General features: G+C 59.4%; 4 protein-coding genes. 2 read left to right on the top strand and 2 right to left on the bottom strand.

Annotated features, from left to right (window positions below):
* A partial coding sequence (locus tag AC1DES_RS17370; protein ID WP_476896946.1) for a serine/threonine-protein kinase occupies positions 1-1,219 on the top strand: 1,219 nt, incomplete at its 5' end.
* 443 nt (positions 1,220-1,662) lie between these two features.
* Positions 1,663-3,090, top strand: coding sequence for a type IV secretory system conjugative DNA transfer family protein (locus AC1DES_RS17365; protein ID WP_476896945.1), 1,428 nt, complete (start codon positions 1,663-1,665; stop codon positions 3,088-3,090).
* Positions 3,091-3,106: 16 nt separating this feature from the next.
* Here the strand turns inward: AC1DES_RS17365 and AC1DES_RS17360 are convergent, their stop codons facing one another.
* Entirely contained in the window at positions 3,107-4,819 is a 1,713-nt protein-coding gene (locus tag AC1DES_RS17360) for a hypothetical protein (protein ID WP_476896944.1), read from the bottom strand.
* A 1,026-nt stretch (positions 4,820-5,845) separates the two neighbouring features.
* Positions 5,846-6,160 carry a LysR substrate-binding domain-containing protein gene (locus AC1DES_RS17355; RefSeq protein WP_476896949.1) on the bottom strand — a complete coding sequence of 105 codons (315 nt, stop codon included), beginning with the start codon at positions 6,158-6,160 and terminating at the stop codon, positions 5,846-5,848.
* Positions 6,161-6,182: the final 22 nt, after the last annotated feature.

The following is a 6,182-nucleotide window of genomic DNA, read 5'->3' as shown; positions in this document are numbered from 1 at the left end:
TGCACCGGTGACGAGGCGTAACGAGATCGGCTACGACAGTCCCGACTTCCATGACGATGCGCTCAGGCTGCACGTACTCTCCAAGCTCGCCGGCGCGATCGAGCTGCTTCACCGGCATGGGCTGGTGTTTGGAGATCTCAACCCGAACAACGAGGTCTTCTCATTCGCGCCTGCGGGAGTGCTGCTCCTTGACTGCGACGCAGTTGCGCACATCTCAGACGGCTCCCGTGCGGCGCGTCAGGGACATTTCCCCCGATGGACACCGCCCGAGATGGTTGACAAGGCTGCGGCTCCCAAAAAGCTTCAAGACTTCGCTACCGACGTTTACAAGCTCGGACTCGCATTCGTGAGATACGTTGATGGGGCCTCCGGGGCGACCCAGCGTTTGGCACTCCCATCTCCTGTGCCGTCGGCTGTCACGCCGCAGCTTTCAGCCCTTATCCAAAGCGCGCTCGACTCAACGGCTGCCGCGAGACCGACTGCGGGGGAACTGCGCCAGGCAACCGAGGATGCCGTTCGGTCGTTGGTGGCCGCGCCGGTGGTAACACAAGCAAGCCTGAACAAACTGGTGGCGTTACGTGGACGCGACGTCATCGCCTCATGGTCCATCGATGCAGGAAGCGCGTACGAAGTAGAGATATTAGGTCCTGGTGCACAGCGGACTCAGGTTCCGGCAGGCGTCAACACTTTTGCTGTCAGGGTGACTGGTGCCGGCCCCGTAATCCTCCAGATCCGAACGAAGTATGCGAGCGTCACCCACCTTGTCGGCGATATTGACTGTTACGAGCTACCTCCGTTTGACGTGCAAGTCGGAATGCTTCCGGTGCCGCAGATCCCGAAGCTTCCCGCCTTCACCGTCCCGAGTGTTCTTCGTCGCGACATTGAACTGCCTCTCCCCGCATGGCCGGTGCCGATGCAGGACCTTGCCGACGGGTTCCCGACCCTTGAAGCCATATCACCGTCGTCAGAGGCGATCAGTACCGCCGTGCTGAACGCGATGCGTGATTCTGGCGTACCCTCGCTTGGGGCCGACCTTGTTGGCTCCCTTTCGCTGCCCGAGATGTCCTCACTTGGTCCCACCTTAATCACGAGCCTGCAGGAGCAGTTCATTGCCTTCGGGGGCGCTAATGTGCTCCCGAACGCACAGACCCTTGCATACAGACAAACTATCCAAGAACTCACCAGGCAGATAGTCCAGCTTGAGGCAGGGAAGCCGTAATCGATAACCCGCGCAAGTATCAATATCGGAAAGCTCAATTGGAGGTGGGTGGCGACGGACTTCGAAGAGGCACGAGGGAAGCTTGTAGGGCAGTCCAAGAGGGTCGGACACGCTGTCCGCGACAGTGCCCTCGCCGCTGAACTTGCTTGGACGACGCTGGGCTCTCCGGTACCCGTTGCCGAGCAACCAAGTCTTGATCAGTCGAGAGATGCCCCTATCTCGTGGCAAATCGATAATCCATCAGGTATTCAGCAGCAGGCGCAGAATTTCGCCGACCATAACGAACGGTTTCAGGAAGAGCAGCGTCGACAAGCTTTCGAGGAGTCTTTCTCGCTGAGAGAGCCCGACACGCGCGAGGAACGCCCTCGCGAACGAGGGCGTTAGCAGCTTTGGGAGGCTGGGGAGCTGGCGCTTGGCGCGCCGCCGGAGCAATTGGGCACGGCGTGGATCGTCTAAGCGGTGCAATTGCTGCCGCAGCCGCAGCCAATGGAGTTCGGCCTGGGCGACACGCTCGTCGTAGCGGCGTGCTCGGCCCCGACGACCCGCCATCATCCGGGGCTCGACACACGTATTGGGACTTCCGGTACGTGCTCCTGCCCAAACAGGTCCGTGCACTGGCGCAAGGGACATTCCCCCTGGGGACGGTAGTGCACCCACAGCGGCGCGGACCTGAGTTCCCGATCTACTTGAATTGGGGCAACTTTGAGAAACACACGGCAATCATCGGTCCGCCCGGGTCCGGTAAGTCTCGATTCCTCATCGCTCCGTGGATCGTACAGGCAACCATCCATGGCTTGACCACAATCAACGTCGACGTCAAGGGCGACCTCTCGGAGACAATTCGAGACGCCAAGAGGGCACTCGGGGCCCAAGGAACGTTTCGCGTCAGACGCTGGGACATTGGCGCTCCGCAGAAGTCCAGGTCATGGAACCCTATCGGTGAGGTTCGCTCCATGCAGGACGCCGCACAAGTCGCACAGGCCCTTCTCGGGCCGGTCGACCCCCGCAGCACAAACCGTTTCTTCGAGGAGCGGGACCACAGGTGGCTCCGCGGCCTGCTTCGCATTCTTGCTGCTCAGCACGGAACTCCGCCGCACCCGAAAGAGCTATACCGCATGGCGGTGAGCCAGTCCTATCTCAAGCAGTACATTGCAGCCGTCGGAAGCCCGGCGAATGAGGTGCTTGATATGGCACAGCTTCCAACAGCCGACTATCCTGCTGCTACCGCGGGGCTTACGAACCGCCTGTCATGGTTGGCGGACCCAACATTCGAGCACATGCTTGCCGGGAATGGATCAAACGCGATCACTATCGACGAGATACTCACCAGCGGCGGAATATTCATCATTGGTGCACGCATGGCTCTCGGAGAACTCGCTTGGGCCTCCTCTTCAATGCTTATTTCGCTGCTGAAGCTCCGCGCCATGGAACGTTTTGGACGGCTGTCCACTCCGATCCTCTGGACCCTTGACGAGGCTGGCCGGTACGCAGAGCGAATCAGCCTCCAGGAGATGCTCGACGTCATGCGCGGAGCGGGCTCCGCCATCTGCATCGCGGTCCAGGACGTGCAGCACCTTGGTGACTCAGACAAAGCCGCGGCGACCCTGGCGAGCTGCGATACGCTTATAGCCCTTAAAGGCGTTTCCCCAACCACAGCTAAAATGGTTGGGGATCGTCTCGGGCATGTGTCGGCTCCAGTCCTCTCGCACTCCGCCGGACCTAAAGGCGCATGGGAGCCGACCGTGTCGCACCAGATGCAGCCGATGTTAGGTCCCGGTGAGATTATGAATCTGCCGATGACAAGTCGAGGTGCAATCGTGCACCTGCGATCGGCCAGCGCCGCACCTATGATTATCGATCTAGAGCCCTGACACTCCGGGGAGCAGACTACACGCCATCCTGCTCGGGCGGAATGACCTCGGGCGGGGCGAGCACCTCACTCAGGAGTAGCGCCACCCCGTCCTGCTCAGCATAGAGAACTCGAGAGGACCCCTCGTCCAGTTCCGGGGGAAATTCCATCCAATTGGAGTCCCCGACCAGCAGCCAAGTCACGGACTGCACATCGCGTAACAGCGCAAGGTACGCGCTGTGTGCGACCGAGTCCACATAGGGCGGTTCAGTAGCAAATACCACGACGTGGGGCGCGTCTACCTCGTGCCCCCGCAAGCGCAATGAAGCTTTGTCGCGGGAAAACTGCGTCGACAGTTCTGCGGCTGCATTGCCAAGGTCAAAGTCATTATTCCGCTCGATCCGCCGCCAGTCATGAGTCACGTGCTTGGGCGAACCGGGACCGGCGACGCGGGTCAAAGTGCTGCCTAGATTAAGGACGACGGCAATCCAGTTGTGATCTAGCGCATCAGAGAGAAGGGTCAGCGCTGCGTCTCGGGTGCGGACGGCTTTCTTATCCCACTCGGTCGATGCAGCCAGCGCTAAATAGATCAACGGGCGAGGAACTTCCGGGTAGACAGGCAGGTGCGCCAGGGCAGAGATCCCAATCTGCTCCTCGGCCCGGCGCACCTTTGTGCGGCGGGCACGCCACTGGTCAACTTGTGAAGTGACCGAACTGACAACATTGTGGACGACCGGAGGGACCCATTTAGAGTTCTCCGAATCAGGCTGCGCATACGGCGAGGCGACCGATCCTGGCAACACCGCATTGTCTTCAGCATCATATGCATGGTCAAACGAGAAACTCCTGATCGACGGACCTGTACTAGCGTCGGGGTCTTCAGCGGCAGTAGCTCCCGCGTCATGAAAAAGCGGCTGGAAACTGTCAGCAGTACTTCCCGTGACGTCAAAGTCCTCATTTGGAATATGCGACTGAAGCCGGTACCGGTCCGGCTCCTTAGGCGCGAGGGGCTCGCTGTGGTGCGCAGCGTCGTCGCCCCGATTCAGCTCGGGCCAGCCTTCCGCGAACTCGTCCTGCTCCGTTCGTGCATCGAATGCCCTCGAGCTAGGGAACCTCTCATGGGCTGAGAACTGAAGGCTGGACTCAACACTAGTGGGTAAGCCCAACGGGGACGAAAGGTCGCGGGCTCCGTTAAAGGCCGATCGCGTCGGCTCCCTGCCGCCGTAAATTGCTGCGTTAGCAGGATGTTCCAGGGGTTGCTGGCTTGGTTCGTTAAATCCGGTGACCGCTGCTTTAATGGCAGCGCTCGGAGCTCCCCCGGCACCATCTGCCGCATCAAGGGCGCCGATAACAATGTCACGTATCACCGTGCTGATGTTCGTAAATGGTGACGCGTGTTCAAGGGGACCAAGAATCGGGACATTGACGTGAACGGCATGCAGGGCATCAAGATCACGAGAAAGAGACCCATCCTCAACGTCCTCATCCGTGCACCACACGAGGGAAATCGTGGATGCTTCGGTGCCAGCGATTACTTTGAGCAGCACGGCATCCAGCGAAGGCGATGTCAGCATATGGTTGCCAAGTGTTGAGATAACGAGGTGGACGCTGACCTCATCAAACTCGGGTGAGGCGAGTACCTCCTCAACAGCGTCCTCAATGGAGTTCACGATGTGCCGTGTGGCTCCTTCGGCGGGCAGCAATAGCACGATAGCCGTGTGCGTCCAATCTTCAGTGAGCGAACTAGTCATATGTGCCCCCCCTGCAGGCGTTATTTCTGTACTAAGACACTGTCGGTCCACACGCAGAATTCCTGCCGGAATCTAACATCGACAGCTCCGAGACCAGGACCCCTTGCCTCTCGGGAGTCTCCCTACTCCCCACAATCCTGGCGAAATGCATGAAAATGGGGGTCCCCGCGGAATTGTTGCCGTCCCTGCTGAGGAAAGGTAATCCCGAAGTAAGGCTCGGGGCGACGGCAAGGTTGGACCGCCCAGAATCTTTGCCCGCATGTAACTTGCGGTGTTGTGGAGTCGCGTGATGCAAAGTGAGCATGCTTGTCAAATTTTCTTCTTGAAACTACTCCGCCCGCCCCGTGGGTCCGAAAACGGGAAACGACAACACAAGGATATCTCCGACATAGTTTGCTTGGGATAAACCGTGAACATGGCGGGTTATCTCTAACCATGAGGACCAGTGTGAGTCTATCGATGAGGATCACCAGTTGGACGTCCTCGAACGCAGCCTCCTACATCTAGTTTGAATGTCCGCAATGAGGGCACAAAACGGTTACGCGGTCCCAACTGGACTTCACCCAGAATGCTCTTCCACAGCCAGAACACTTATGAACTTCGGTGTAGTCGCCGGTACGCGAACCCGAACCTGTTTCGGTGGCCATGGCGGTGCCTCGATTTCCTTTTGTCATACACCCCGGACGTGCGTTGTTCATCCGATGCTAGCCAAAGCCGCCGTTCATAGACAGTCTTTTCTACAGATCTCTTGGAAGAACCTGTGAGATCAGCCGGGCCAGACTCGTTCGGCAAGAGAGACGACCGGCGGGAGGGCGGGGTTGTCCGAATCCCCCGCCAGGCCATCCTCAGGTAGATCGGCAGGGTCTCATCGAGCACCCGCAAGAACCGTACGTGCGCATCGGTTATGTTTTCGGCGACAGATGAAACCGTTAGGGGAACATCCCACTTCTGCTCCGATCAGAGCCATCGCGGTCAAGGAGTCTGGTGCTATTTGCACGATGTCAGGATCGAACCCGGCACCCAGGCTCAGCCGACGGAGGCGGTCACCGAGGACAGAGCCTTCATGCGGGGGAAGCGCAACAAACGGTTCGCCAGCAAGTTCCCCGAGGTGGATATCCCCCGTGAAGCCAGTGGGTACGATGCCGGGACGGCCATCACGAGGTGTTCCTCCACGATAATGCGAGACTTCACGCCGGCGGGCACGAAATCCCACGGGCCGAGACTAACGTCAACCTCCCCGCGGAGAACGCGAGCGAGGGCCGGAAGCGCGAAGTCTTGGCTGTTTAAGCGGACTTCGATGCTCGGATGAACCCTCCGGACTTCCCGGGCGAGCATCCCCATCAGTAGGTGGGTCGATGCCCCC

Source organism: Arthrobacter sp. 05T442 (assembly GCF_056395945.1).
The sequence above is the reverse complement of the archived record's forward strand: the minus strand, read 5'-3'. Positions and strand labels throughout refer to the sequence as shown.